This window comes from Nocardioides salsibiostraticola (assembly GCF_054783655.1).
In genome coordinates this window covers 122,592-148,053 of sequence record NZ_BAAGQD010000025.1, presented here as the reverse complement: position 1 = coordinate 148,053, position 25,462 = coordinate 122,592, and the positions used below count along the sequence as shown (strand labels likewise).

At 68.5% G+C, this 25,462-nt stretch carries 26 protein-coding genes; 2 read left to right on the top strand and 24 right to left on the bottom strand.

Annotation, left to right across the window (positions count from 1 at the left end; genetic code table 11):
- Window positions 1-103: 103 nt before the first annotated feature.
- The 8 genes from ACYVLV_RS12970 to ACYVLV_RS12935 form a co-directional block, all read right to left on the bottom strand.
- Window positions 104-880, bottom strand: a complete 777-nt coding sequence (locus tag ACYVLV_RS12970) for a type III pantothenate kinase (RefSeq protein WP_460810510.1) — start codon at window positions 878-880, stop codon at window positions 104-106.
- Window positions 877-1,797 (bottom strand): carboxylating nicotinate-nucleotide diphosphorylase, encoded by a 921-nt coding sequence (gene nadC, locus ACYVLV_RS12965; RefSeq protein ID WP_460810509.1) that lies wholly within the window; start codon window positions 1,795-1,797, stop codon window positions 877-879. The genes ACYVLV_RS12970 and nadC overlap by 4 nt, the downstream gene beginning before the upstream one ends.
- Window positions 1,794-3,518 (bottom strand): L-aspartate oxidase, encoded by a 1,725-nt coding sequence (locus ACYVLV_RS12960; RefSeq protein ID WP_460810508.1) that lies wholly within the window; start codon window positions 3,516-3,518, stop codon window positions 1,794-1,796. The genes nadC and ACYVLV_RS12960 overlap by 4 nt, the downstream gene beginning before the upstream one ends.
- A gap of 9 nt (window positions 3,519-3,527) precedes the next feature.
- Complete coding sequence (gene panD, locus ACYVLV_RS12955; RefSeq protein WP_460810507.1) at window positions 3,528-3,956, bottom strand: aspartate 1-decarboxylase; 429 nt, start codon at window positions 3,954-3,956, stop codon at window positions 3,528-3,530.
- Complete coding sequence (gene panC, locus ACYVLV_RS12950) at window positions 3,956-4,882, bottom strand: pantoate--beta-alanine ligase (RefSeq protein ID WP_460810506.1); 927 nt, start codon at window positions 4,880-4,882, stop codon at window positions 3,956-3,958. The genes panD and panC overlap by 1 nt, the downstream gene beginning before the upstream one ends.
- Complete coding sequence (locus ACYVLV_RS12945) at window positions 4,879-5,883, bottom strand: Rossmann-like and DUF2520 domain-containing protein (protein WP_460810505.1); 1,005 nt, start codon at window positions 5,881-5,883, stop codon at window positions 4,879-4,881. Before ACYVLV_RS12945 ends, panC begins: the two co-directional genes overlap by 4 nt.
- Window positions 5,884-6,178: 295 nt before the next feature.
- Window positions 6,179-7,114, bottom strand: coding sequence for a hypothetical protein (locus ACYVLV_RS12940; RefSeq protein WP_460810504.1), 936 nt, complete (start codon window positions 7,112-7,114; stop codon window positions 6,179-6,181).
- Window positions 7,111-8,229, bottom strand: coding sequence for a sulfotransferase family protein (locus ACYVLV_RS12935; RefSeq protein ID WP_460810503.1), 1,119 nt, complete (start codon window positions 8,227-8,229; stop codon window positions 7,111-7,113). Before ACYVLV_RS12935 ends, ACYVLV_RS12940 begins: the two co-directional genes overlap by 4 nt.
- A 56-nt stretch (window positions 8,230-8,285) precedes the next feature.
- On the opposite strand from ACYVLV_RS12935, the gene ACYVLV_RS12930 reads away from it, so the two are divergent.
- A complete protein-coding gene (locus tag ACYVLV_RS12930) occupies window positions 8,286-9,407 on the top strand; it encodes a glycosyltransferase family 2 protein (RefSeq protein ID WP_460810502.1) in 1,122 nt (373 codons plus the stop codon).
- Window positions 9,408-9,522: 115 nt separating this feature from the next.
- On the opposite strand, the gene ACYVLV_RS12925 is transcribed toward ACYVLV_RS12930, so the two are convergent.
- The 3 genes from ACYVLV_RS12925 to ACYVLV_RS12915 form a co-directional block, all read right to left on the bottom strand.
- Window positions 9,523-10,476 (bottom strand): ABC transporter substrate-binding protein, encoded by a 954-nt coding sequence (locus ACYVLV_RS12925; RefSeq protein ID WP_460810501.1) that lies wholly within the window; start codon window positions 10,474-10,476, stop codon window positions 9,523-9,525.
- A 62-nt stretch (window positions 10,477-10,538) separates the two neighbouring features.
- The gene (locus ACYVLV_RS12920) at window positions 10,539-11,270 is read right to left on the bottom strand and encodes an ABC transporter permease (RefSeq protein WP_460810500.1); all 732 of its coding nucleotides are present in this window, start codon (window positions 11,268-11,270) and stop codon (window positions 10,539-10,541) included.
- The gene (locus tag ACYVLV_RS12915) at window positions 11,270-11,971 is read right to left on the bottom strand and encodes an ABC transporter permease (protein WP_460810499.1); all 702 of its coding nucleotides are present in this window, start codon (window positions 11,969-11,971) and stop codon (window positions 11,270-11,272) included. Before ACYVLV_RS12915 ends, ACYVLV_RS12920 begins: the two co-directional genes overlap by 1 nt.
- On the opposite strand from ACYVLV_RS12915, the gene ACYVLV_RS12910 reads away from it, so the two are divergent.
- Window positions 11,970-12,950, top strand: coding sequence for an ABC transporter ATP-binding protein (locus tag ACYVLV_RS12910; protein WP_460810497.1), 981 nt, complete (start codon window positions 11,970-11,972; stop codon window positions 12,948-12,950). The two genes, ACYVLV_RS12915 and ACYVLV_RS12910, sit on opposite strands and share 2 nt — an antisense overlap.
- A 241-nt stretch (window positions 12,951-13,191) precedes the next feature.
- Here ACYVLV_RS12910 and ACYVLV_RS12905 read toward each other — a convergent pair whose 3' ends face one another.
- From ACYVLV_RS12905 to ACYVLV_RS12845, 13 genes are all read right to left on the bottom strand, one after another.
- Complete coding sequence (locus ACYVLV_RS12905) at window positions 13,192-14,274, bottom strand: GNAT family N-acetyltransferase (RefSeq protein WP_460810496.1); 1,083 nt, start codon at window positions 14,272-14,274, stop codon at window positions 13,192-13,194.
- Window positions 14,275-14,373: 99 nt separating this feature from the next.
- Window positions 14,374-14,970, bottom strand: coding sequence for a hypothetical protein (locus ACYVLV_RS12900; RefSeq protein WP_460810495.1), 597 nt, complete (start codon window positions 14,968-14,970; stop codon window positions 14,374-14,376).
- 34 nt (window positions 14,971-15,004) lie between these two features.
- Window positions 15,005-15,457: a DUF3180 domain-containing protein gene (locus tag ACYVLV_RS12895; RefSeq protein WP_460810494.1), complete on the bottom strand. Its 453-nt coding sequence runs from the start codon at window positions 15,455-15,457 to the stop codon at window positions 15,005-15,007.
- Window positions 15,458-15,507: 50 nt separating this feature from the next.
- Window positions 15,508-16,077: a 2-amino-4-hydroxy-6-hydroxymethyldihydropteridine diphosphokinase gene (gene folK / locus ACYVLV_RS12890; RefSeq protein ID WP_460810493.1), complete on the bottom strand. Its 570-nt coding sequence runs from the start codon at window positions 16,075-16,077 to the stop codon at window positions 15,508-15,510.
- Window positions 16,074-16,442, bottom strand: coding sequence for a dihydroneopterin aldolase (gene folB / locus ACYVLV_RS12885; RefSeq protein WP_460810492.1), 369 nt, complete (start codon window positions 16,440-16,442; stop codon window positions 16,074-16,076). Before folB ends, folK begins: the two co-directional genes overlap by 4 nt.
- Window positions 16,439-17,290, bottom strand: a complete 852-nt coding sequence (folP, locus tag ACYVLV_RS12880; protein ID WP_460810491.1) for a dihydropteroate synthase — start codon at window positions 17,288-17,290, stop codon at window positions 16,439-16,441. The genes folB and folP overlap by 4 nt, the downstream gene beginning before the upstream one ends.
- A gap of 9 nt (window positions 17,291-17,299) precedes the next feature.
- A complete protein-coding gene (locus tag ACYVLV_RS12875) occupies window positions 17,300-18,979 on the bottom strand; it encodes a glycosyltransferase family 61 protein (protein ID WP_460811004.1) in 1,680 nt (559 codons plus the stop codon).
- 2 nt (window positions 18,980-18,981) lie between these two features.
- A complete protein-coding gene (locus tag ACYVLV_RS12870; RefSeq protein ID WP_460810488.1) occupies window positions 18,982-19,722 on the bottom strand; it encodes a hypothetical protein in 741 nt (246 codons plus the stop codon).
- Between the two features lie 42 nt (window positions 19,723-19,764).
- The gene (folE, locus tag ACYVLV_RS12865; RefSeq protein WP_460810485.1) at window positions 19,765-20,337 is read right to left on the bottom strand and encodes a GTP cyclohydrolase I FolE; all 573 of its coding nucleotides are present in this window, start codon (window positions 20,335-20,337) and stop codon (window positions 19,765-19,767) included.
- A gap of 69 nt (window positions 20,338-20,406) precedes the next feature.
- The gene (gene ftsH / locus ACYVLV_RS12860; protein WP_460810484.1) at window positions 20,407-22,500 is read right to left on the bottom strand and encodes an ATP-dependent zinc metalloprotease FtsH; all 2,094 of its coding nucleotides are present in this window, start codon (window positions 22,498-22,500) and stop codon (window positions 20,407-20,409) included.
- Between the two features lie 207 nt (window positions 22,501-22,707).
- Window positions 22,708-23,259 carry a hypoxanthine phosphoribosyltransferase gene (hpt, locus tag ACYVLV_RS12855; protein ID WP_460810483.1) on the bottom strand — a complete coding sequence of 184 codons (552 nt, stop codon included), beginning with the start codon at window positions 23,257-23,259 and terminating at the stop codon, window positions 22,708-22,710.
- Between the two features lie 4 nt (window positions 23,260-23,263).
- On the bottom strand, window positions 23,264-24,250 hold the full coding sequence (gene tilS, locus ACYVLV_RS12850; RefSeq protein ID WP_460810480.1) for a tRNA lysidine(34) synthetase TilS: 987 nt from the start codon (window positions 24,248-24,250) through the stop codon (window positions 23,264-23,266).
- Between the two features lie 118 nt (window positions 24,251-24,368).
- Window positions 24,369-25,442: a zinc-dependent metalloprotease gene (locus ACYVLV_RS12845; protein WP_460810479.1), complete on the bottom strand. Its 1,074-nt coding sequence runs from the start codon at window positions 25,440-25,442 to the stop codon at window positions 24,369-24,371.
- Window positions 25,443-25,462 lie beyond the last annotated feature (20 nt).

Genomic DNA, 25,462 nt, shown 5'->3' with positions numbered 1-25,462 from the left:
GAGCGACAACTTAAGCCGTCCGTATTAAGTGGGTTGCCACGCATTGATCGCGTGGCATCTTTACTATGCCAGTCTCTGATAAAACAAGCAAAACCGCGAGTAATTACCGATTGTTGCGGTCGAACACCATTTCAAGACCCTGCAATGTCAGCCAGGGAGCGTGGGCGGTAAAGCAACGACATTCGCCCATTACCAGATCAGCCAAATGGCCGGTGGCGATTACCGAAACCGCATTATTCGAGACCTCGAGTTCCGCGATCATTCGATCGACAATGCCCTCGACCTGGGAGGCAACGCCGAACACCAGGCCTGACTGCAGCGCTTCCACGGTGTTCTTGCCGATGACGTGTCGCGGCCGCAACAATTCGACGCTGCGCAATTGCGCACCGCGGCGACCCAACGCTTCGAGCGACAATTCGATTCCCGGCGAGATCGCCCCTCCCACGTAGCGCCCGGAGGAATCCACCACATCGAACGTGGTCGCGGTTCCCCCGAAGTCGACGACGATGGCGGGTCCACCGAACTGTCGATTCGCCGAGAGGGCATTGATGACTCGGTCGGTTCCCACTTCGCGCGGATTGTCGACCAGCACCGACATCCCGGTTCGTACGCCGGGTTCGACGATCAGGGAGGGCACTTCTGCGAAGTGCCGCGAAATCATCTCGCGCCATTCGTGGAGAACCGCGGGGACCGTTGCGCACACGGCGATACCCGAGATCGTCTCCTCGGCGTGCTCGACCAGGCCACGCAGCAGCACCGCCCACTCATCGGACGTACGACGCTGGTCGGTGGAGACACGCCAGTGGGCGCTCACCTCCCCGCCGGAAACCAGTCCCAGCACGGTATGGGCATTGCCGATATCGGCGGCGAGCAAGCTCACTCCATGTCCATCCCGAGATCGAAGACCGTGACCGAATGGGTCAGCGCGCCGACGGAGATGAAGTCGACTCCGGTCCGGGCCACCTCACGAGCGCGCTCGAGCGTGAGACCTCCCGAGGCTTCGAGGCTGGCCGCCCCGTCGTTGAAGCCGTCGTTGATAGCCACCGCCTCGGTCATGGTGTCGGTGGACATGTTGTCGAGCAGGATCCGGGTGCAGCCGGCCTCCAGTAGGGCGCGCATCTGGTCCAGGTCGGTGACCTCCACCTCGACGGGCAGCTCTGGGAACTGCGCGCGGACAGCCTCGAACGCCGGCACCACTCCTCCGGCCGCGACCACGTGGTTGTCCTTGACCATCGCCAGGTCACCGAGGCTGAACCGGTGGTTGACCCCGCCACCGCAGCGGACGGCGTACTTCTGCAGCGCGCGGTAGCCCGGCAGGGTCTTGCGGGTGTCCAACACCCGGGCGCGGGTTCCTTCGAGCGCCTCGACCCAATGAGACGTGGCGGTGGCGACCCCGGAGAGATGCGAGGCGAAATTCAGCGCGGTTCGTTCGGCGGTGAGCAGCCCCCGGGTCGTGCCTTCGACGACCATCACGGTGTCACCGGTGGCGACCCGGGACCCGTCCGGGACCCGGGCGCTGATCGTGACGTCGTCGCCCAGGACGTAGTGGAAGACCAACGCCGCTACCCCGAGTCCGGCGACCACCCCCGGCTCCCGAGCGTCGAACCGAGCCTCGGCCCGCACATCCACATCGATCGTCGCGACGCTGGTCGCGTCCACTCCGGGGGAGCCGTCCGCCGTCGGAGGTAGGTCCTCGAGCAGCGCCTGCTCGATGGCGGCGTACAGCGCGCGCGGGTCGAGACCGACCTCGCTCAACTCGCCGATCAGGTCGGCCGGGAGTGCGTCGTACGGCGTCATGCGCTCACTCCCGTGTCACTGGCGGGGGCGGGGTCGAAGTGCAGCCCCAACGTCCGGTCGTCGAGGGCCACTTCGAAGTGGCCGGCGAAGGACGCGTCGTCGCGTTCGGGGAAGTCCTCACGCCAGTGGGACCCACGGGTCTCCTCGCGCAGTGCGGCGGCCTTGGTGAGGGCGGTGCTGATCGTGAGCAGGTTGGTCGTCTCCCACGCACCGATCTCGACCTCCTCACCGGGGGTGGAGCCGAGTCGGTCCAGGACCCCGGCTGCCTCGGCCAGACCCTCCGCGTTTCGTAGGACGCCGACGCGCGAGCTCATCACCTCTTGCAGCTCGCGGCGCACCGAGCCGGGGACCAGGGCGGCCAGACGTTCGTCGACCGCGGGATCGCACCACGGACGGAGCTCGCCCGGTAGGACGCTGGCGATCCGGCGGGAGAACACCAAACCCTCGAGTAGGGAGTTGGACGCCAGCCGGTTGGCTCCGTGGACCCCGGAGCTTGCGACCTCACCGGTGGCGTAGAGGCCGGGTACGTCGGCGCGTCCGTGCAGGTCGGTCACCACACCACCGGAGGCGTAGTGGCAGGCGGGGGCGACCGGGATGAGGTCGGTGACGGGGTCGACGCCGTAGGACCTGGCCGTGGCCAAGATGGTGGGGAACCGCTTCTCCCACCACTTCGTCCGACTCGCTGCGCTCGTGTCGCCATCTACGTCGTGCCCGAGGTGCCGGGCGTCCAGCCACATGTGCGGCTTCCCGGTGTCGAGCATTCGCCGCATGATGGCGATGGCGACCACGTCGCGGGGGGCGAGGTCGGCCATCTCGTGGACGCCCTGCATGAAGCGGGTGCCGCCCTCCTCGGGCAGACCGTCGACCAGGAACGCCCCCTCGCCGCGCACCGCCTCGGAGATCAGCGGCTGTTGGCCCATCGAGTCGGGGCCCAGATACATGACCGTGGGATGGAACTGGACGAACTCGAGGTCCCGCAGGGTGGCGCCGGCGCGGAGGGCCAGGGCCATCCCGTCGCCGGTCGACACGGCTGGGTTCGTGGTCTGGGAGAAGACCTGTCCGAGGCCGCCGGCGGCCAGGACCACCGCCCGGCAGTGGACGGCGCCGACCCCGTCGCGCTCGCCCTCCCCGATCACGTGCAGCGTCACGCCGGCGACGCCGCCGTCGCCGCCTGCCTCGGGGCCGTCGGCCAAGAGCAGGTCGAGGGCCAGGGCGTGCTGGATGACCTCGATCTCGGGGGCCGCGGCCACGGCGGCGATCAGGGCGCGTTGGATCTCCGCCCCGGTGGCGTCACCACCGGCGTGGGCGATCCGGTCGCGGTGGTGTCCTCCCTCGCGGGTCAGGGAGATGACACCGTCCGCGTCGAGGTCGAAGTTCGTGCCCAGTGCGATCAGTTCGTGCACGGCCTCGGGGCCCTCGTTGACCAGGACCCGCACGGCTTCGGCGTCACAGGCCCCGGCACCTGCGACGAGGGTGTCGATCTCGTGCTCTTCGGGGCTGTCTCCGGGTCCGAGGGCGGCGGCGATGCCCCCTTGGGCCCAGCGAGTCGAGCCCGCTGCCAGGACGTCCTTGGTGACCACCATGATCTTGTGGACGTCGGTGGCGGCCCGCAGTCGCAAGGCAGTGGTGAGTCCGGCGATCCCCGAACCGACGATCACGACGTCGGCTCGGGTGGTCCAACCGGGGTCGGGTGCGCTCAGGCGCCCGGGAATTGTGGCCATCCGTGGAGGTTAGCGGGCGGTGAGATCGCCGCGCGTCACGTTGTGGCCGCCGCCGATCCCCTCGACGGTCTCCGCGGGGTCGAATCCGGTGGCCAGGATCTTGTTGTCGGCGTCGACGAAGACCACGCTGGGCTGGTACCCCTTCGCCTCCGCGGTGTCCATCTGGCCGTAGGCGATGAGGATGACGATGTCGCCGGGGTGCACGAGTCGGGCCGCGGCGCCGTTGATCCCCAAGATCCCCGACCCACGCTCGCCGGCGATCGTGTAGGTCTCGATCCGGGCGCCGTTGGTGACATCGACGATGTGGACCAACTCACCGGCCAGCAGATCGGCCGCGTCGAGCAGGTCCTCGTCGACCGTCACCGAACCGACGTAGTGCAGGTCTGCCTGGGTGACGGTGGCGCGGTGGATCTTGCTCTTCATCATCGTGCGCAGCATCAGTTGTCTCCCTCGGTGGTACCCGTTGCGGCATGGGCCGCTGCGGTGGCGGTGCTGCCCAGGACGAGCGGCAGGTTGTCGATCAGGCGGGTGGGTCCGACCCGGGCGGCGATCAGGATCCGCGCGTGGGTCTCGGGTTCGGTGGCGTCGTACTCCGAGAACTCACGCTCGAGGTCCGGGGTGCAGATCGCGAGGTAGTCCAGGTCGACCCCGGTGCTGGCGCGCAGTTCGGCGCGGGCTGCGTCGAGAGCCGCGGGGACGCCGTACGCCGCGGCGTTCTGAGCCGCACGCAGCGTCCGGTTCACCACCGCCGCCTCGCGCCGCTGCTCCTCGTCGAGGTAGCGGTTGCGGCTGGATCGGGCCAGGCCGTCGGCCTCACGCATGGTCGGTGCGCCGACGATCTCCACCCCGAAGCAGAGGTCGGTGACCATCCGGCGGATCAGAGTGAGTTGCTGGTAGTCCTTCTCACCGAACACCGCGACGTCCGGGGCGACCAGGCCGAAGAGTTTGGCCACCACGGTCAGGACACCCTTGAAGTGTCCGGGCCTGGTGCGTCCCTCGTACAGGTCGGCCAGCGGACCCGGCTCGACGGTCACAACCGGTTCACCACCGGGGTAGACCTCGGCGACGTCGGGGGCGAACACCACGTCGACGCCCGCTTCGGCGCACAGCTCGAGGTCCTCCTCCAGGGTGCGGGGGTAGCGGTCGAGGTCTTCGCCAGGACCGAACTGCATGGGGTTGACGAAGATCGAGACGACGACAGCGCCGTCGTCCACCTGCTCCCGGGCGACGTCGACCAGGCTGGCGTGGCCGGGGTGCAGGGCACCCATGGTCGGCACGAAACCGATCTTCCGTCCGGCGGTGCGATGAGCTGCGAGCGCGTCCGCAACCTCCGCGCGGGTGCGCGCGAGCACAGGGCTGGTCATGCGCGCCCGGTTCCGTCAGCCCGATCGGCGACCTCGAAGGTGGAGTGCTCGATGAACTGCAGGTTCTGTGCGTGGTGCTGCTGCGAGTTCTCCTGCAGGGCCTCGGTGAGGAGCTCGTTGATCTTCATCGCGCGGATCGGCAGGAGACGACCGTCGGTGACGACCCTGCCCAGGGTGGCGCGGGCGAGGGCGACGTACGACTCGAGGGTCTGGGGAGCGTGGGCGGCGAGGTCCTCGAGGTGGGCCCGCACGGTGTTGACGTCGCCGCGGACGATGGGTCCGGTCAGGGCTGCGTCGCCGGAGTTGAGTGCGTTGTCGAGGGCCGCGGTCAGCAGCGGGCGCAGGGTCGCCGCCGGGTCCTCGGAACCGGCTGCGGCCAGGAGCTCCATGGCCTCGGTGACCAGGGTGACCAGGTGGTTGGCCCCATGGGCCAGCCCGGCGTGGTAAAGCGTGCGGTTGGCCTCGGGGACCCACATCGGCTGCCCGCCGAGGTCGTCGACCAGCGCGGTGACGAACGGCCGCTCGGCGTCGTCGGCGGTGAGACCGAAGACGCAGCCGTCGAGCCGATCGAGGTCCAGCGCGGTGCCGGTGAAGGTCATGGCGGGGTGCAGGGCCGCGATCCGGGCGCCGATGGCCTCGGCCGGCTCGAGCACGGCCAGGCCGTGCCGACCGGAGGTGTGGACGACGTACTGACCCTCGTGCAGAGCACCGCTGGCGGCGAGCATGCCGACGACGTTGGGCAGCATGTCGTCGGGGACCGTCAGCAGCAGCAGGTCGCAGTCGCGGGCCACGGCACTGGGCTTGGCGACCGGCACGCCGGGCAGCAGGGCGTCGATGCGATCACGCGAGGCATCCGATTCACCGGCGGCCGCCACGACCTCGTGGCCCCGCGCGCGAAGTCGGGCCGCCAACACGGCACCCACACGCCCAGCGCCCACGACACCGATGCGGTGTCGGGTCGGGTCGGTCGGGGCGGGCAGGCCAAACGTGGGTGTGGTCATCTTCGAACCTAACGTTTCAGTCCCTCCGACCACCCGCAGGTGCGGGCCGGTGTGGGTACCAGACGGTGTTCAATCGATCAGGACCTGAATCTACGCACCATTTTTCCACACGTCTGCGGAAAGCGGGCGTGACCTGGCCCACGTTTGTGACGCCTGTGTTGTTGGTGTGACTTGTGTGGCGACGCAGCCGGCGGGAGTTTCACCGGCCAGCCGGTGAAACTGGACCTTGGACGAGAAAGTTTCATCGTCCAAGCATGAGTTTCACCGGCCAGCCGGTGAAACTGGCGCGACCGGCTCAGCCGACCTGGAGAGGGCGGGGAGCCTGGGGAAGCCAGGTACGGGTCACGTGATCGATGATGTGCACTCCGGGCGGCGCATGGATCTCGTGTACGCCGGGCAGCAGCTCCGCCTCGGGCGTCCCGCCGTCCAGCACCGCCTTCAGCGAGTTGAAGACCTCCCACTCGCGCCGCTTGCGTTTGTTGCGCCAGCTCGTCGCGAACGAGGACGGATCGGTCCAGTGGGCGAACTCGTCGCCGTCGAGGTACTTCAGCTCCACGCACAGCCCGTGCGGCAGGCCTATCGAGCGGCACCGCTCGGGCGTCGTGCGGATCTCCCACTCGAAGGCCTTGGTGTAGACGAAGTCCGGGCCGATCGGGAAGCCCCACTCCTCGGCGTTGCGCAGTCCGAGGTCGAGGTAGCCGTGGGAATCGCCGTCCAGGTACAGCCCGTGCCGCGGCACCCGGACGATCGACTGGACGTCACCGACCTGCCAGCCCAGATCGCCGATCGACACCTCGCCCTCGGTGGTCAGGACCATGTCGCCGTCCCACTTCCAGGAGTAGCGGGTGGTGACCTGGGAGAAGCACCAGTTGTAGAAGTACGACAGCGAGTGCACCGACAGTTCGTGGACGGCACGGTGCTCGGCCCCGGCCCGCGCCACCGCGAAGGGGTACGCCGCCAACTTCAGTTTGTCGCTCAGCCCGAACTTTGCGGCGGTCTCGGCCGCGACCTCGCTGGTGCCGTCGGTGGAGCCGTTGTCGACCACGAGCACGTGGTCACAGGCCCGCAGCAGGGGTGGCAGCACGAACGGGAGTGAGGGCGCCTCGTCCTTGACCCGCAACACAGCGGTGGTGCCGGGGTGCAGGGGGCCGCGCACCCACGGCCAGGTGACGTCGTACTCGCTGTGGCCCTCGAGGTTCTTGATGCCTTCGGGCCCGGAGTGGGCCGTCATCGCTCGCGGCCCGCGGCACGGCGCAACGCCTGGCGGGCCTTCGGCGGCACCATGGCGCGCAGCCCGTGGGGGATCCGATCCGCACCACGTCCGGCGTCCGCTGACGTCTCGGGCGCAGCCGGCCCAGGACCCTTGCCGGCCCGGCGGGTCTGCTGCTCGGCGGCCACCACCGAGGAGCGCGAGATCGCTTCGGCCTCGGCGTAGAGGTCGACGTACTCCTCGCGCAGTTGGTCGAGCGCCTCGTGGGCCGCGGGGGTGTCCCCGTCGGGCTCGGCGAGTTTGTTGAGCTCCTCCCACGTGTTCGCGGTCAGGTCGTGCAACCGCGGCGGGAGATCGAGGTCGGACAGGCTCTGGGACATCCGACGCAGGGACGGGTCGACGAAGCGGTGCCCGTCGCGGATCTGCTCGGACCGGGCGTGGGTCACGCTCTGGAGCTGCAACCGCTCCCCCACGTTCATCATCACCTTGGTCCAGTCGTCGAGGAGGTCGCCGTACCGGACGAACACCCGCCCGCCGTCCGCAACCGACTCGCGGGTGGCCCGCTCGGTGTGCAGGAGCATGTTGAGCCAGCTGGCGGCCAGGTGGGCCGAGCCGAGCCGGTTGGCGTAGTAGGTCTGCTTGCTGCCCACGACCTCCGCGGGTGGGCGGAGCATGGTCGCGAAGACCGGCGTGGCGCCCGAGCGGATCGCGGCGACCCGCCACAGGGACAGGAACCAGCTCAACCGGGGGTCCTTGACGACGAGTTCGGGTTTCACCTCGAAGTGGGAAGCCAGCCACTCAGCGGTGGCGATCCGCTCCGGCTCCTTGATGGAGGTCCGGCCGGTCAGGAACCACGCCTCGGGGCGAGAGTCGCTGACCTGCACGAACGAATCCTTCAGCAGGCGGTCGTGATGGTCGACGACCCACCGCGGCTCGCCGAACCCCTTGGGGTTGGTCTCGTCGGCCACGACCTCGGGCTGGGGCACGTGCAGACCGAGGATCTGCATCAACCCGGCCAACGTGCTCGTGCCACTCCGCCCGGCCCCCGCTACGAACAGCACCTTGCGGGGGTACTCGTCTTCGGGGGCAGGGTGTCCCGCGCCCGCTGGATCGGCCGACTTCGCTGATTCGCTCACGGTCCGAGACTCTAACGCCCCACCGGGGCGACTCGGGGGATCGCTACGGTGCTGCCATGAGGTTCATCCGGCGCACCCGTTCGCGCAACATGCCCCTCATCAGCGTCGTGGTGCCGGTCTACAACGTCGCCGGCTACCTGGCCTCCTGCCTGGAGACCGTCGGCGCCTCCACCCACACGCGGCTCGAGATCATCGTGGTCGACGACGGATCGACCGACGACTCGGGACGGATCGCCGACGACATCGCGACCCGGGACGAACGGATCCGGGTGATCCACACCGAGAACCACGGGCTCGGGGCCGCTCGCAACGAGGGTGCTCGGCACGCGACCGGGGACTACCTGGCCTTCGCGGACTCCGATGACCTCATCCCCCCGAACGCCTACGCCGTGATGCTCAAGCAACTCACTCGAACCGGGTCGGACTTCGTCACCGGGTCCATCGTCCGGTGGGAGGGCGAGGACCGCAGCCAACCGCCCTGGATGGCCCGTCTGCACAAGAGCCGCCGGGCCCTGGTGATCGACGAGTTCCCCGAGATCCTGGGCGACGTCTTCGCCTGGAACAAGTTGTTCTCGCGGGCCTTCTGGGACCGGGTCGGGCTGAGCTGGCCCGAACAGATCCGCTACGAGGACCAGCCGACGACCACCGACGCCTACCTGCGCGCCCGACGCTTCTCGATCGTCCCGGACGTGGTCTACGTCTGGCGGATCCGAACTGACGGCTCATCGATCACCCAACAACGTTCCTCACTGCAGGACCTGCAGGACCGGTGGCGCACCAAGGAGATGGCGCTGGCCAGCGTCGAGGCGTACGGCGCCCCCAGGGTCACCGGCCTCTTTCACGACCGGGTCCTCGCGGGCGATCTGCACCGCTACTTCACCGAGATCCCCGGGTGCCCCGACGAGTGGTGGGACCTGCTGGTGAGCGGGGTGCAGGCCTTCTGGGGCGAACGCTCCCTGACCCACAGCGGCCTCCCGCCCATCCACCGGCTCACCGGTTGGCTGGTCGAACAGGATCGCCGCGCGGACGCCGAGAAGGTGATGACCTGGTTCGCCGCCCGCAGCGGCGAACCGGTGGCCTGGGTCCACGAGCCCGACGGCGTACGGATCGACGTCCCGGTCATCGACCGGCACACCGTCGCCCCCGCGGCGCTGCGCGTGCGCGACCACGAGATCTGACGCTGGTCGCGGCCAAGGCGCTCGTTGAGGGGGGCCCAGGCCCGAGCCCCAGGGCGCCGGTTGAGGTGTGAGGGCCGCCAGGCCCGAGCCCCAGGGCGCCGGTTGAGCGATCCGATCAGAGCAGGCCCTCGGACTCCAGGAAGTCGCGGGCCACGGCGGCCGGCTCCTCACGCTCGACCGAGACCCGGCCGTTGAGCTCGGTGAGCTTCTCGGTGGTCAGGGACTCCATGAGCGGGTTGAGGATGTCGCCCACGTCGAGGTTCTCGGCGAGGAACTCCGCCGACACCGCGGGGACGAGGTTCTGGGCGGGCTGGATCTCCTGGTCGTCCTCGAGAAGAACTAGACCCTGGCCCTCCAGGGTGCCGTCGGTGGTGCTGGTCTGTCCGAGCTCGGACTCACCGTCGAGCACCGACTGGTAGGTCTGGTCGCTCGCGAAGCCGAGGGGCAGCACCTTGGTGATGTCGATGCCGTAGGCGTCCGACAGGCCCGCCTCGCAGTCGAGACGTCCCTCGCAGTCGGCGTTGGCGGCCAGCGTGACGCTCATCCCCTCGAGGTCGGAAAGGGTCGAGACGTCGTTCTCCTGGGCGAACTCCTCGGTCACGAAATAGGCGTTGGTGTCGGTCGCCTCGGAGATCTGGAGCAGCTCGATGCCGGCCTCGGTCAGCAGGTCGCCACCGTCGGCGGCGAGTTGCTCACCGTCCCCGCTCTCGAAGGGCTCGGCGTTGTCGCCGTTGGCCTGGGAGTTGAGGAAGTTGACGATGCCGCCGACGTACTCCGGGACGATGTCGACGCCGCCGGGGAAGGTCGCCATGTAGGCGTCGCGGGCGTCGACGAGCTTCACGTCGACGGAGTAGCCGGCCTCGGTGAGGAGCTCGTCGTACATCGCGGCCATCAAGGTGGCCTCGGGGAAGCTCTGACCCGACAGGCTGATCTGGCCCTTGTCCGCGTCACCGCCGCCGGCGGTTTCCGAGTCGGAGGCGAGATCGTCGCCCGCACAGGCGCTGACCGCCAGCAGGGTTCCGACTGTGAACACAGCGGCAGCGCTGCGGCGTACGGAGAAACGATTCATGGGGTGTCCTTATGTGTCCCGCGGTGTTTGCCGCGCGTGTCCGGGTGACTGGTCCCAGTACCCTAATCTCCCGCGCCGACACGTCCACGGGAGCGGTTCGCAGAGTGGTCGGACGGCATCGGGTCGGCCATTCGCGCCGCCGTCGCGGCCAACAACTCGAGGACCAGTGCCAACACGGCGATGATCAACGCTCCCGCCAAACCCTTGCCGTACTGCGTTCGGGCGAACGCGTCGGTGATGATCCGGCCCAGCCCCGGCCCGGCGACGAGGGCGGCAATGGTCGCCGTCGCCCACAACTGGACGAGGGCCAGCCGGATCCCGCTCATCACCAGTGGCGAGGAGAGCGGCATCTCGACGGTCCGGAACTTCTGCCATCCGGTCATCCCCATACCGTCCGCCGCCTGCTTGACCTCCTCGGGCACCTCACGCACCGCGACGTAGGCGTTGGTGATGATCGGCGGCAACGCGAAGAGCGTCAGCGCGATCAGGGTGGCCAGCCCGGCCCGTCCGTAGGGGCCCACGGTCGAGGTGCCCGGCCAGTCGAGCTTCACCAGCAGGGCCAGCAGCGCAAAGGTGGGGATGGCCCGGCCGACGTTGGAGATGTTGATGGCCAGGAACCCGAACCGCCCCAGGTGGCCCAGGTACAGCGCGATGGGCAGGCCGACGGCCAAGGCGAGCGCGAGGGCGGTGAAGGTCAGCAGGAGCTGCTGGAACAACAGTTCGAGGATCCCGCCGCTCATCGTCCAGTTGGTGCCCTCGGACAGGTAGGCCCAGGCGTCGAGGAAGACGGTCATCAGCGGACCCCCTGTGTCCACGGGGTCAGGAGGCGCTGGGCGATGACGATGAGTACGTCGAGCAGCAGGGCGAGCACCACGCACAGGACCGCCGCGGTCAAGAGCTCGGCCCGGAAGTTGCTGTTGACCCCGTCGGCGATCAGGTTGCCCAGTCCCCCGAAGGCGACCAGCGAGCCGACCGTGGTCAGCGCGACCGTGGACACCGTCGCGACCCGCAGACCGGCCAACATCACGGGCAACGCCAACGGCAACTCGATCCGCAGCAACATCTTGCGGGGCCCGTACCCCAACCCGGTCGCGGACTCCACCACGTCGTCCGGAACGGCACGGAAGCCCTCCAGCATGGCTCGCACCAGGATGGTCAGCGCGTAGAGCGCCAGGCCGATCACGACCGTGGTCGCACTCAGACCGGTGAACGGCACCAGCAGGGGGAACAACGCGAGCGACGGGATCGTGTAAAGCCCACTGGTCAGGCCGAGCACACCGCTCTCGAGGCGGGCGTGACGGCGGGCCAACAGCGCCAACGGCAGGGCGAGCGCCACCCCCAGGACTACCGCGGCAACGGTGATCCAGAGGTGCTGCACGGTCGCGTCGGTGATCTGCTCGCGGCGGTCAGCGACGTACTGCCAACAGAACCACTCGTTGACAGTGCGGCTGTAACAGCTCGGCCCGTCCGCGGCCGCTTGTAGGGTCACGCGCATGGACGCTACCTCGCCGATGATCCGGCTGACGGGTGTGGGCAAGACCTACGACGACGGAACCGAGGCGGTTCAGTCCCTGGACCTCGAGGTCCAACGGGGCGAATTGGTCTGCCTGGTGGGGCCATCCGGATGCGGCAAGTCGACGACGTTGAAGATGATCAACCGGCTCATCGAACCATCCACCGGGACGATCGAGATCGACGGTGACGACGTCACCGATGTCGACCCGGTCAAGTTGCGCCGCTCCATCGGCTACGTCATCCAACAGGTCGGGTTGTTCCCCCACCAGACGATCCTGACCAACGTGATGACCGTCCCGGTGCTGCTGGGCGAGTCGAAGGCCACCGCCCGCGAGCGGGCCAGCGAACTGTTGGAGACCGTGGGACTCGACGTGGCGACGTACGGCGAGCGCTACCCGCACCAACTCTCCGGCGGCCAGCGCCAACGCGTGGGCGTCGCCCGGGCCCTGGCTGCGAACCCGCCACTGTTGTTGATGGATGAGCCGTTCGGTGCCGTGGACCCGGTGGTTCGCGGTCGCCTGCAGGACGAGTTCCTGCGCCTGCAGCGCGACCTGGGCAAGACCGTGGTCCTGGTGACCCACGACATCGACGAGGCGGTGCGGATGGGCGACCGGGTGGCGGTCTTCGCGCCGGGCGGTTCGCTGGCGCAGTTCGCGACGCCGGCGGATCTCCTGGGCCGACCGGTCGACGACTTCGTAGCCGACTTCGTGGGGTCCACCCGCGGGTTGCGGCGCCTGGCCGTCACACCGATCGACCCCGCCCACCTAGAACCACTGGAAGGCGTGAGCGCCGGTGAGTTGGGCGCGGCGATCGACGTGAACTCCTCCCTCGAGGAGGCCCTCGCCCTGATGATGCGCGACGACAAGGCGATGATCGGCGTCAAGCAAGGCGCTCGCTTCCTGGGGGTCCTCACCCCCAACGGCGTACACCAGGCGCTACGGGCGTCCCTCGCCGACTGACCCCGCCGTTGGTTGAGGTGCGACGAGCAGCCGCGCCGCTGGTTGAGGTGCGACGAGCAGCCGCGCCGCTGGTTGAGGTGTGACGAGCGCCAGCGAGGAGCCTCGAAACCAAGGCCCCCGTGCGCGAACCCAGCCGTGTGGGGAACGGGGTTTCGAGGCTCGGGCCTGGCGGCCCTCACACCTCAACCGACGTGGCGGCCGGGCCTGGCGGCCCTCACACCTCAACCAGCGTAGGGACGCGTCAGCCGACCGGGATGTCCCGGTGCCAGGACTCGGTGACGTACTTCGTCTTCCAGCCCATCGCGGAGTAGAGGCCCTGGGCGCCGGTGGAGGAGTCCGCGTCGACCTCGAGACCCACCCGGTTGCGACCTCGTGAGGCCGCGTCGCTGATGATCGTGTTCAGCAGGCCCTTGGCCACCCCTCGTCCTCGGGCGGACTCCAGGACCCCGATGTAGGACACGTAGGACCCGTCGGGCCCGGTCGAACTCTCGGTCGCCGTACCGACCAGGGCGCCGACCGGTTGCGGCTCCGGCCCGTCGGTGAGCTCGGCCAACCACCAGTGGTCCCATCGGTGGCCGGGGTCCTCCCGCAGACGGAAGAGGAACTCTCCGAAGGTCTCCTCCCAGTGGTTGAAGTGATCGACGAAGGAGCCCTCGATGATCTCGTGCATGCTGCGCAGGTCGGCCTCGTCGGGCAGTCCGTCGCCCTGGCGGCGTACCAGCCGGAAGGTGACGTTGCGCCCGTCCCACTCGGTGGGGTCCGGCACGAGGTCGGCTTCCTCGGGCAGTACGGACCGGCTCATCTGCCACCAGGTGCGGACCCGCTCGAAACCGCTCGACTCGAGCCACCGGTGCTGTCGGTCGTCATCGGCGAAGGCGCCGGTGTCGATCTGTTGCACTTCGAGGCCGCGCGCGGACCCCACGGCCTGGGCTTGGACCACGGCCCATTCGAAGAGCACGTCGGAGCAGGCCCGGGCGACTGGCGCCTTGAGGAAGTTCTCCACGATGTGCACGAAGAGCATCCGTCCGCCCGCGCGGTCGTGGACGCTTCCCCAGGCCCGGATCCGTCCACCCTTGTCACGCACCACGATGTTCTCGCGGGTCCGCAGACCGGCTTCAGAGACCTCGACGAGTACGTCGTCCTCGCCCGCCCCGGCCCACCCGCGGCCGGCCGCCTCGTGGTCGCGCAGCAGCTGCGTCAGCTGCCGTACGTCGTCGGGGTCACCCGGATCGGGATTGTCCACCGTCCACTGGTCCGGCATCGAGGCCGGCAGGTCGACCAGGTCGTCAGGGTCACTTTCGAATCGCGAGTCTTCGGGGATCACGCGGACCAGTATCCACTGCGAAGGGACCGGGTCGTGTGCCTGTGCACCACCCACGGGTCGTTGTGGGGCACACAACCCGCCTCACCAGGGGGAAGTGGGTCAGGCGTGCTTGCGGCGCGGCTCGGGCATGGCGGCGTGCCACTCGGCCAGCATGACGTCGAGTTCCTGCTCCAGCTCAGCCACCCGCACGATCGCCTCGGCCGCGCGGGACTCCGCGTCGGAGAGACGTGCTTCGAGACGGTCGCGCGTGTCCTGGGCCGCGAGCACCCGGTCCTGCTCGACCTCCAGCAGACGGGCTGCTTCGACAGCCTCGGCCGCGGCCTGCTCCAGGCGACCCTCCAGGTGGCCGATGGTGGCCTCGTGCCGCGCGATGCGGCCGTTGGTGAAGGTGATGAAGACCGCGTTGCTGTCGGCCTGTCGGTCGGTGATCGCGCGGTACTCCTTCGCCAGCGTGGCGCGCTCGCGAGCCGCGTCCCGGCGGGAGTCGGCCAACTCGGTGATGGTGATGCGGGTGGCGGCCACCCCGAGTACGACGCCGAGGACGGCCACCGCGACCAGTAGGGGCCAGGAGCCCACCACGACGCCGATGATGACCAGCACGGCCGCGACCGCGAGCAACACGCTCGCCACCACGACTCGGGCGGAGCGCTGACGGCGTCGGGTGGGTGCTGCGGAGGCGCTGGCCGAGGAAGTCATAGAGCGAGAGTAAGTGTCCCACCAGCCCCAGGAGTCACGCCGCGCCGGTCGAATCATCCTCGACCCGCACCCGGCAGGCGCGTTCCAGGAGCAGGGACGCGACCACGATGGCTGCTCCTGCAGCGGCCGCGACGAGGCTGCGGACCTGCCACTGTGCGGCCGCCGGGGCGGAGGATCCGACCCAGGACAGGGCGTACCCCAGGTAGCCCGCGCCCACCAGGGCTCCGACCAACGCCGACGCGCGCGCCAGCAGCAACCGGTTGACGGCCTGGTGGGGAAAGAGCAACTCCCGGTCCCGGACCTGTCGCCAGGTGACCCAGGCGGCGTACCCCAGGACCGCGGCCATCACCCACAGCGCCACCGGAGCCAGCCAGGTCACCGCCAGCGGTGCACCCAAGAGCAGGTCGCTGAGCGGGTGCAGCAGCCACCCGAGCACGAGTCCGGCCAGTGCCCAGGCGAGCAGCACGGTCGGGGGCGTCGTACCCATGGACCCACCGACACCCCGATCAGGGGAACCACCGTCGGGGGGAGTTGGGGTCACCCGACCTCGAGGGTGAGGTCCTCACGCAGGGTCACGCCGTCGAGGCCGAGGTCGGCCAGCAGGTCCGCGATGGGGCCACGGTCGGGGAACTCGGCGTCGGGCTCGAGGTCGAACCAGGGCTTCAGGACGAACGCGCGCTCGGCGGCCCGCGGATGCGGGAGGACCAGCGTCTCGGTGTCGCTGCGGCGGTCGCCGACGACGATGAGGTCGATGTCGAGGGTGCGGGGCGCGTTGGCGACCTCGCTCCGCTCGCGGTCGTAGGCCTCCTCGATGGTCAGGGCCCGGTCCATCAGGCGGTTCGCGGCCAGCGTGGTGTCGGCCAGCACGACCGCGTTGAGGTAGTTCCTTGCGTCAGCCGGGGAATCGACGGGTTCGGTCTCGTAGACCGGGGACACGCCGGTGACCCACACATCGGGGGTGTCGGCGATGGCGTCGACAGCGCCCTGCAGGCTCGCCATCCGCTCACCGAGGTTCGACCCGAGGGCCAGCACGACCCGCCGGATCGGGCGCATCTCACCGGTCAGGGTGTCTGCGTCGATGATGTGCGGATTGGGGGTCTCAGTCACGGTCGCCTCGCGTTTCGGGTGATCGTCAGGGCCACATCTGAGAACGTGGCGTCAATGGGGGCATCCGGCTTGTGCACCGTCACCGTGGCCCATTCAACACGAACATCCATGAGACAGACATCCGCAATCCTTTGGGCGAGGGTTTCGATGAGGTCCACCGGGTCGGTCTCCACCGCGGTCTTGACCGACGACACGAGAGTCCCGTAGTCGACGGTGTCGTGCAAGTCGTCCGACGCTGCCGCGGTAGTGGTGTCCAGTCCCAGAACGAGATCGATCAGGAAGATCTGACCCTCGCGACGCTCGAAATCGAACACACCGTGGTGGCCGAAGCACTCCACGCCACGGATGGCGAGTTCGTCGGTCACGGGCGGTCCTTTTCGCTGGTTTTCACTGGCTGGGTCATGGTCGCGGTCATGGTCTGGAGCAGGCGAAGCACATCACGGGTCCCACGGACGTCGTGCACCCGGATCCCCCAGACCCCGCGTTGAGCCATCAGCAGGGTCAGCGCGTGCCCGGCCACCTCCCGCTCGTCGACGGGCCGTGCCGTGCCGTCGGCTCCGGCGAGCAGCGCGCCCAGGAACGACTTGCGTGAAGCTCCCACCAGCAACGGGAAGCCGAGGTCGCCGATGGCGTCCAAGCCCCGGAGCAACTCCCAGTTGTGCTCCCCTCTCTTGGCGAAGCCCAGCCCGGGGTCCAACACGATGCGTTCGTCGGGGATGCCGGCGGCCCGGATCGCGGCCACCCGGTCGGCCAGCTCGGTCCGGACCGCGGCCACCACACCGCCGGGTCCGTCGTACGACGCCAGGTCGGCCATCCGGTCGGAGTGGCCCCGCCAATGCATCGCGACGTACGTCGTCTCCGAGTCGGCCACCACGTCCAGGATGGCGGGATCGGCCAGTCCGCCCGAGACGTCGTTGACCATGCGGGCGCCCGCTCGGATCGCGGCCCGGGCCACCTCGGAGCGCATCGTGTCCACCGAGACCGTCGCACCCTGCTCAGCCAACGCCGCGATCACGGGAACGACCCGGCCGGTCTCCTCGCCGATCAGCGGGCGCGTCGCTCCGGGACGGGTCGATTCACCACCGATGTCCAGGATGTCGGCACCATCGGCCAACAGCCGGCGGCCATGCTCGACCGCCGAAGCGGTGTCGGCGTACCGACCGCCGTCGGAGAACGAATCGGGCGTGACGTTCACGACCCCCATCACCAGCATGGGACGACGCTAGCGGTCATCGCGACCGGGCAGGCTCTGACCCGGCTCGTCCGATGAGGCACTCGGGATCTCGGAGAGGACATCGGCCAACCACCGGCCTTCACGCTGATGGTCGAAGGTGAAGTCGGACTGGTAGGCCGCGGCGGAGAACTTCCCCTTCGCGGGCACGTCGGGGCGACAGTGCACGAGGTCGAGTCGGTGACCGACCACGGAGGAGATCATGTACTCGTTGGTGGCGGCGTACGACTCGGAGCCGATGAGGATCACGTGCTTGGGTGCCCCGGCGAAGGCGATCTGGAACATACCGCTGCCGGCGAACCCCCCGATCACCTCGGCTTCACGCACCAGACGGATCTGATCGGCCAGCGGCAGGTCCTCGGGGTAGACCACCTCGAACCCCGCCTCGATGAACAGGGCCTCGACCTCGGCGGCGTTGTGGCAGGCCCGTTTGCGCTCGACGCGGCGGGAGCAGAAGACCTTGGTGGGCCAGGGCCGGTCCGCAGCCTGCGCGGCGAGGGCTGCTCCGAGTTCGGCGTAGGTCGCCTCGATCTGCGGGTGCAGCACTTCCGGCATGGCGAACATCGGCGAGGTTCCGATCAGTCGCTCGACGCGGACGGGCACCGTGATGACGTCCACGTCGGCCTCGTCGATGCCGGCCGCGGCCATGAGGTCCCACTCCCAGGCCCCGAGCTCGCGGCCCTTCCACTCGCCCACCAGAACCCGCAGGGAGGGCTCCGCGGCCTTGGCCCGACGCCATCCCCAGAGGTGCGAGATCTGCTCGGTCAGGGCATGCCCGAAGTGGCCGCGAACGTGATTGTCGAGGTAGAAGTAGGGGCCATCGAGCACGACCGGTGGGGTCTCGAACTCCGGCGCCAACACGAACCCAGGCGCCCACTCGGTGAACGCGGCGTTGCGCAACCGGGGTCGGAAGTTGTGACGGAAGCTCTCCGGCAGGACCACGCCGACTTCCGAGACGGCCGCCTGGCGGGGCCAGCAGAGGACGTCGCGGTAGTCCCGCAGCGAGAGTTCGGGGGCGTCGTACGACGTGGGGAGCTCAGCGGGGGTGCCGGTGGGGCTCTGGCGCAGGGTGGCCCGGGACTCCCAGGCCCCGCCGGGAACCACCTCGACGACCGAGCCGATCTCCGGCCGCTGCTCCAGCAGGTCGTTCATAGCCGCTTCCGCGACGATCGGGACCGCGGCCACGGTGGAGGTGCAGAGCAGGAACCCGTCCACGACCTGTACCGGACCCAGGCTCGCGGCCAACGCGTGACGGTCCCGTTCGGCGTTGCTGCGGTCGTCGCGTCGGGTCATCGGCGGGTCGAGGTCCTCGGAGTCCCTCAGGGAGACGAGGTCCGCGACCACCTCCATCAGGGGCGAATCGTCAGGTATCCGGCTGATCAGGGTGCCGCCGATGCGCAGGTGGAGCAGGAGTTCGGCGAAGCGGCGATGGGTCCGCGGCCCACCTGCGAGGTCCACGATCAGGTCGCAGGGGCCCGAGGGGACCAGGTGGCGGTGCAGCCGTTCGATGCCACCACCGACCTCGACCCGGGCCACGTCGGACCCGTCGAACGCTGCGGTGAGTTCCCCCACGACCCGACGACCCGATCCCCGGACGAGCACGCGCACGGTGGGTGACTCCACGGAGGTCATCGCGGTCTCCAGGCTGTGCCAGACCGATGCCGGGAGCATGCTCACGAGGGGCCGTAGCGACGGTGCAGGATCTGCCGCCGACGGGTCCCCTCGACGTTGCGACCCTTCTGGATGAACACCAGGTTGTGGTAGGCGTACACGCCCACGACGTGCTGATCGGTGTACGTCGGCTGATAGTCCTCATCGACGTACTCCTCGTAGTTCAGGCCGTCGAGGAGGTCCTTGACGAGGTTCATCGACGTGGACCTGTCGTGGAGATCCTCACTCCCGCCGGCCTCGGGCCAGTACGACGTCTGGGTGTCTTCGATCGCATAGATCCCGTCGGGCGCCAGCAACGGGAAGAGCACCTCGAACGTCGCGCGCACATGGTCGGGGCGGTGGCTGCCGTCGTCGATGATCACCTGGAAGGGCCCCCGCTCGGCGTGCAGTTTGTTCAGCACCACCGGATCGGTCTGGTCGCCCCGGTAGATGTGGATGCGCTTCTTGGCCACGAAGGACTTGTCCTCGATGTCGAGCCCGACGATCTGGGCCTTCTCGAAGAACCACGACCACATCCGCAGAGACGCCCCGCCCTTGCCTTCGCGCCTCGCGCCGCCGATACCGATCTCGAGGAGGTTGAACTCGTGCTCGCGCAGATGCGCGAAGTGCCGCTGGTAGTGCTGGGTGTAGTGGTGCGTGGTGGCCTTGTCGGTGCCGAAGTGTCGACCGAGCTCCGTCAGGTCCATCGCCCGCAGGCGCGTCTGTCGTCGGACGCGTTGTTTCTCACGCTTCTTCTCAGGCAACGTGGTCGTCCTCTCCTGGTTGGAGAGGCGACTCTAATCCGATCAGTGCCCGCGGTTGATCAGCGACATCGCCTCGGCCCGGGTTGGGCCACTGTGCATGATGCCGCGAACCGCGGAGGTGATGGTCCGGGCACCGGCCTTGCGGACCCCCCGCATCGTCATACAGAGGTGTTCGGCCTCGATGACCACGATGACCCCGCGGGCCTCGAGGATCTCGACCAGCGCGTCGGCGATCTGGGTCGTCAACCGCTCCTGGACCTGGGGCCGCTTGGCGTAGACGTCCACCAGGCGGGCCAACTTGGACAGCCCGGTGATCTTGCCGCTCTCGGCGGGGATGTATCCGACGTGCGCCACCCCGGTGAAGGGCACCAGGTGGTGCTCACACATCGACCACAACTCGATGTCGCGCACCAGAACCATCTCGTCGTGACCGATGTCGAAGGTGGTGGTCAGGACGTCAGCCGGCTCCTGATGGAGTCCGGAAGTGACCTCGGCGTACGCCCGGGCGACCCGGGCCGGGGTGTCCAGCAGCCCTTCGCGCTCGGGGTTCTCACCGATGGCGTAGAGGAGTTCCCTGACGGCCGCCTCGGCGCGCGCGTAGTCGAACTCGGGCACCCCGCTGGCTGGGGTGGGCTCCAGGGAGATCTTGTCGGCGGCGATGGCGCTCTCCTGTGATTCTGGGGGTCAGGTCGAACGGTGTCGGCCGGTGCCGTCACCTGGTCCGTCGTTCCTGTCAGCCGAGTCGTTGAGCGGCGTACCGCCGTGGACGTCGCCGCCCGAGCCGGGGGGCGTCAGAATCGCTCCAGCACCCTCCCCGGCGGACTCCTGGGCGACCCCGTTCGCAGCAACCCGGTCCCGAATCTCCTGCGGGATCTCCACCGGCGGGATGGTGGACGGGATCCGCTCGTCCGACCCGGTCCACGCCGGACGCTTCGGCCGCAGCCGCAGGGCCTCGAAGATCTCCTTGATCTCGGCCTTGTCGAGGGTCTCCTTGTCGAGGAGTTCCAACACGAGGGCGTCCAGGACGTCGCGGTTCTCCTCGAGGATCTCGAAGGCCTCGTGGTGGGCGACGGTGAGGAAGTTCTTCGTCTCCTCGTCCACGATCGCGGCGACCGCCTCGGAGTAGTCGCGACCATGTCCCATGTCGCGGCCCATGAAGGGCTCGCCGCCCGAGTCGCCGAGTTTGATGGCGCCCAGGCGCTCGGTCATGCCGTACTGCGTGACCATCGCGCGGGCCAGGCTGGTGGCCTTCTCGATGTCGTTGCCAGCACCGGTGGTGGGGTCGTGGAAGATCATCTCCTCCGCGGCCCGTCCGCCCAGCATGTAGGCGAGCTTGTCGAGCATCTCGCTGCGGGTCTGGGAGTACTTGTCCTCGTCGGGCAGCACCATCGTGTAACCCAGGGCGCGACCGCGCGGCATGATCGTGATCTTGTGCACCGGGTCGGTGCCGGGCAGCGCCGCAGCGACCAGGGCGTGACCGCCCTCGTGGTAGGCGGTGATGAGCTTCTCCTTCTCGCTCATCAGGCGCGAACTACGCTGCGGGCCGGCGATGACGCGGTCGATCGCCTCGTCCATGGAGTCGTCGGTGATCAACTTCTCGTTGTTGCGCGCGGTCAGCAGCGCGGCCTCGTTGAGCACGTTGGCCAGGTCGGCCCCGGTGAAGCCGGGGGTACGACGGGCGATCGACAACAGGTCGATGTCATCAGCCATCGGCTTGCCCCGGGAGTGGACCTCGAGGACCTTGTGGCGGCCGGCCAGGTCGGGTGCGTCGACGCCGATCTGACGGTCGAATCGACCGGGACGCAGCAGTGCCGGGTCGAGGACGTCGGGTCGGTTGGTGGCCGCGATGAGGATGACCCCGCCGCGTACGTCGAAGCCGTCCATCTCGACGAGGAGCTGGTTCAGGGTCTGCTCGCGCTCGTCGTGGCCACCGCCCATGCCGGCGCCGCGGTGGCGACCGACGGCGTCGATCTCGTCGATGAAGATGATGGCCGGAGAGTTCTCCTTGGCCTGCTCGAACAGGTCGCGCACGCGGCTGGCGCCGACGCCGACGAACATCTCGACGAAGTCGGATCCGGAGATGGAGTAGAACGGCACGCCGGCCTCACCGGCGACGGCGCGGGCCAGCAGGGTCTTACCGGTTCCCGGAGGCCCGTAGAGAAGGACACCCTTGGGGATCTTGGCGCCGACGGCCTGGAACTTGGCCGGTTCGGCGAGGAACTCCTTGACCTCGCCCAACTCTTCGATGGCCTCGTTGCAGCCGGCCACGTCGGCGAACGTGGTCTTGGGCATGTCCTTGGTGATGAGCTTGGCCTTGGACTTACCGAACTGCATCACCCCACGACCGCCGCCGCCACCCTGCATCTGGTTCATCAAGAAGACGAAGATCAAGATGATCAGGGCGATGGGGATCAGGGTGATCAGGATCGAGGAGAGAAAGCTCGGCGTCGGGTTCTCGGAGTTGGACTCCTCGATGGTCCCGTCGGCGACCGCCTGGTCGACGAGGTCCAGGAGTCGCTCCTGCTGTCCGTCGATGTAGTAGGAGGTGACCTCCGAGCCCTCACTGCGGACGTCGTCGTCGAGGGTCGCCTCGATCTTCTGCTCATCACCTTCGATGAAGGTGATCTCCTTGACCTCGCCCTTGGTGATGTATGACTCGAGCTTGGAGGTGGGCACCTCGTCGAAGCCCCCACCGGGCGCGAGGAACTGCAGGGCGAGCAGGACGCCGATGACGGCAATGGCGATCCAGGCCCACGGACCCTTGAAAATGCGCTTCACGGACTTCTCTCGGACTATCGGAGGATGTGGCTACCCACCAGTGTCTCAGGCGGGTGATGAAAACACCGATTGCGGTGGCTGCGACGGTACTTCGACAGGCATAGATGGCGCGGGGCTCACCCGACTCCGCGTCCTCATGCGGCCTGGGCCGCGGCGAAGCACGAGTATGCCTGTTGAATTACCGTCGGTCAGCGAAACACCTGTCGGTCAGCGGTAGACGTGCGGGGCGAGCGTCCCGATGTCGCGCAGGTTGCGGTATTTCTCCCGGAAGTCCAGGCCGTAGCCGACGACGAACTCGTTGGGGATGTCCCAGCCGACGTACTTGACGTCCACGGGCATCCGCTGGGCCTCGGGCTTGCGCAGCAGGGTGCAGATCTGGACGCTGGCCGGTTTGCGCGAGGTCAGGTTCGCGGTGAGCCAAGACAAGGTGAGCCCGGTGTCGATGATCTCGTCGACGATGATCACGTGCTTGTTGGAGATGTCGGTGTCGAGGTCCTTGAGGATCCGCACCACTCCGCTGGACTTGGTGCCCGACCCGTAGGAGGAGACCGCCATCCAGTCCATCTCGATGTGGCGGGTGAAGGCACGGGCCATGTCGGCCATCACCATGACCGCGCCGCGCAGGATGCCGACGATGATCACGTCGTACCCCTCATAGTCCTTCTCGATCTCCGCGGCCAGTTCCCCGATCCGCTCCTGGATCTGAGCCTCGGTGAAGAGGACGTTCACGAGGTCATTTTCGACGTGGGCCGCATCCATGTCGTCAGCGTCCCACAGCCGGCGCGGGGCCGTCGAAGCGGAGGTGGTGTCCGGACCGGTAGGCCGTCACGTGACCCGGGAGTTGGATCTGTTTGGGCAGGTGGGTTCGGTTGTGGATCTGTTCCTCGAGGGCGTTGATGTGCACGGCGAAGAGCTCGGAAGCAGGTGAGCCCGCTTCCAGCGCTGCCAACCGCAGGACGCGAGTGCGCAGGGCCTGGGGCGTCTCGGCCAAGCGGCGTACGTCGAAGCCGTCGGGGGTGTGGTGCTCGACGAAGACGGCGGCAGCCAGGTCGTCGAGGGCCTCCATGTCGGGGCGCAGTTGTTCGGCGGTGCGGGCAAGGGTCTCGGCGACCCCTGGTCCGAGCTCGCGTTCGAGGGTGGGCAGTGCGGTGTGGCGGACCCGGCTGCGCAGGAAGCGGGGGTCGACGTTGTGCGGGTCGTTCCACCACTCGACGTCCTCGGCACGGCAGGCCTGCTCGGTCTGGGCCCGGGTGATGGCAAGAAGGGGCCGGAGGAACACGTCGAAACCCGGCCGCATCCCCGCGATCGACCGACCACCCGAGCCGCGGGCCAGGCCGAGGAGAACGGTTTCGGCCTGGTCGTCCAGGGTGTGACCGAGCAGCACCGTGGTGGACCCGAAGTGGTCGGCGAGCTGACGCAGGGCGGCGTACCTCGCCTCACGGGCCCCCGCCTCGAGCCCGTGGGTGTCGGTGTCGACCTGGACGCGGATCGAGGCGGTTTCGTCAGCGCCCAGCCCGGCCATCTGAGTGACGACACGTTGGGTGTGGTCGCTGCTGCCGTCCTGCAAAGCGTGGTCGACGACGACCCCGATCGTGATGTGGCCGGTGCGTCGGGTCTCGAAGATCGTGGCGGCCAACAGCGCCAGTGAGTCGGCGCCCCCCGAGCAGGCCACGAGGACCGGTCCGGGCGGATCCGGGAGAGCGCGGCGTACGGCTAGGCGAACCGCTGCAACGGCAGGATCGAGAGTCATGTGGTGACTCCGAACCGCTGGTTGAGGTGTGACGAGCCGCTAGGCGAGGAGCCAGACCGCTGCTTGAGGTGTGACGAGCCGCTAGGCGAGGAGCCTCGAAACCCGGTTCCCGGAGCGCTCATCCCAGGACGCGGGCGACCCAGGCGTCGTGGTCGGCGAGTTCGGACTTGGTCGGGAGGTTCTCAGGACCGGCCCACACGGCGTTGAACTCCTCCATGCCGACCTTGTCGACGACAGCGCGGACGAAGGCTGCGCCGTCGCGGTACTGCGCCATCTTTGCCTCGAGTCCCAGGAGCCGACGCAGGATCCGGTCGAGGGTCCCGACCCCCTTGCGACGCTGGTTGAACTTGCCGCGGATCTGCTCGACGCTGGGGATGACCGTCGGCCCGACCCCGTCCATCACCACGTCGGCGTGACCCTCGAGCAACGACATCATTCCGGTGACCCGGTCCATGATCTCCTTCTGCTCCGGCGAGCTGAACATGTCGACAAGACTGCCGCCCTTGGCGCCGCCCTTGATCGCCTCGGTGAGTCGGGCCAGGCCGTCGTCCATCATCTTGGTCGGTTCGACGGTGTCGGCGATGGCCTTGATCTCGGAGAACAGGTGATCGCGCATCCAGGGCACCGCGGTGAACTGGACCCGGTGGGTCTCCTCGTGAAGGCACACCCAGAGCCGGAAGTCGGTGGGATCGACGTCGAGTTCCCGTTCGACCTGGACGATGTTCGGGGCCACGAGCAGCAAGCGGCCGTCAGGTTCGTAGAAGGGGTCGAACTGACCCAGCACCTTGCCGGCCAGGAACCCCAGCAGTCCGCCGACCTCGACGCCGGTGACCTTGGACCCGATGGCCTGGGCCACTGCGCCGGGCGGCTTCTCGCCGCTCAACTTGTCGACCATCGGTGCGATCGCGACCTTGAAGCCGTCTGCGTTCGCCTGCAGCCAGCCCGGCCGATCGACGACCAGCACGGGCGCCTGGTGGCTCGCGGCGACCAGCCCGGTGAAGTCCCGCACCAGCCCGGTCGACCGGTTGGCGTCGTCGCGCAGTTCGCCGACCGCCTGGTCGGCCTCGTCCCGACCGATCGTGGGCCCGTCGCCGGCCAACTTCGTGCCCAGGCGTACGGCGAGGTCCCAGTCGACCATCGAGACCGGGTTGGCTGAGGTGTCCGACGCAGTGGTGTCGGGTGAGGCAGTCATGTCCCCGAACCTATCTGGCG